The 1,313-nt window shown below is 62.9% G+C and carries 2 protein-coding genes; both read right to left on the reverse strand.

Annotation, left to right across the window (positions count from 1 at the left end):
- The coding region (locus AC0V2Y_RS27935; RefSeq protein WP_475418436.1) for a hypothetical protein at nucleotides 1-579 on the reverse strand (579 nt) is incomplete at its 3' end.
- Between the two features lie 25 nt (nucleotides 580-604).
- Nucleotides 605-1,313: hypothetical protein (locus tag AC0V2Y_RS27940; RefSeq protein ID WP_475418437.1), on the reverse strand; the 709-nt coding region annotated here is incomplete at its 5' end.

Consider the following 1,313-nt stretch of genomic DNA (forward strand, 5'->3'; position numbering starts at 1 on the left):
GTTATCCAGGAGCATGTAGGCACAAATTTCCATTGCGGAGATTTCGACGTCGACCAGTACGTAAAAAAGAAAGCCCAGGTAGTTTGCGTCATCGTCGAGGATGCCGCGTCCTTCGATGAAGCGGAACGGCTTGACGGCAGACCAGTGCAGCGCGGCGTCGCGGGCCGGTTGCCGTGGCGGAGTGCTGTCGCCAGCCGCGTGGCGCTGCTCCAGCAAGGGCAGTTTTTCCACGAGCAAGGTCATGAGCGGCATTTCCGGCGCAAACAGGATGGCGCTGGATAAGGCCGGCAGCAACGTCCGGGCACGCGCCGCCAGGGCCGCCGGTCCCTGCGGCGGCATGATGGCCGCAGCGATCGCCGGCATGTCGGGCAGGCTGATGATCTCGTCCGTGGCGATCTGCGCCCGGCGCGCGCCGACTGCGCAAAACAGTTGCAGCAGGCCGTCCAGCGCAAGCCCGACGGCTATCTTCTCGTCTATCGAAGGGGCAGCGACCAATTGCTGGCAATGCCGTTGCAGGCAGGTGTGCAGACAGGCGTCGACGTCCGAATAATAGCGCTTGATCGCATCCATCCGTAGCATGATGCTCCTCCTGTCTGGTGGCAGATTAGCGGGCCTTCGGGCCGGGCCTGCTGCTGTCGGCATGCGCCGGTTCAGTTGTGCGTAGAACAAAATCGACCATTTGTTCCAGCCGGGCAGTGAGCCAGGCGTCGCCGTGGCTGGCCGAAACCAGCTGGACCGTCTCGGCAAAGAAGCGGCAGCTTGCAAAGAGGGCACGATACAACTGGGTGGGTGCCAGCCCATCGCAACGCGTTTCGGCCAGGCGCACCAGCAGTTGGGGGCTCAGGCGCTGCTCCGCGTGGCGGTATCCTTCCAGCGGCAAGCCGTGCGCCAGTTGCAGCATCGGCAGCAAGCCCTTCGCGCGCATGACGTCGAGCGAGTCGCCGGCTTCCCAATACTCGCCACGGGCAATCTTGGTGTGGGTGTACCAGATCCAGCCGCAAAATTTATTGTACGTATCTTCGAGAAAAGCTGGATCTGCTGACGCCGCATGTCCGGCCGCATGCGGCGCCGACGCCCGGAACGGTGGAATGCCCACCAGCAGCAGCCCTTGCTGAGGCTGGCTTGCTGCGCTTGCATGTAGATAGAGAATATCGATCTTGACCAGGGTGTCCTGGCAATCCCAGAAATGAATCAGGAGGTCGGGCATCTGCAAATGGGTCGCCGGGAACTGAGCTATCGCGCGTCCGTGCTGCTGCAGGCATTGCGCGACGGCGGCCTGGAGGCGCAGCCGGCTTGTCGGGTCATCGCAGCAC

It is taken from the genome of Janthinobacterium sp. BHSEK, from assembly GCF_056174685.1.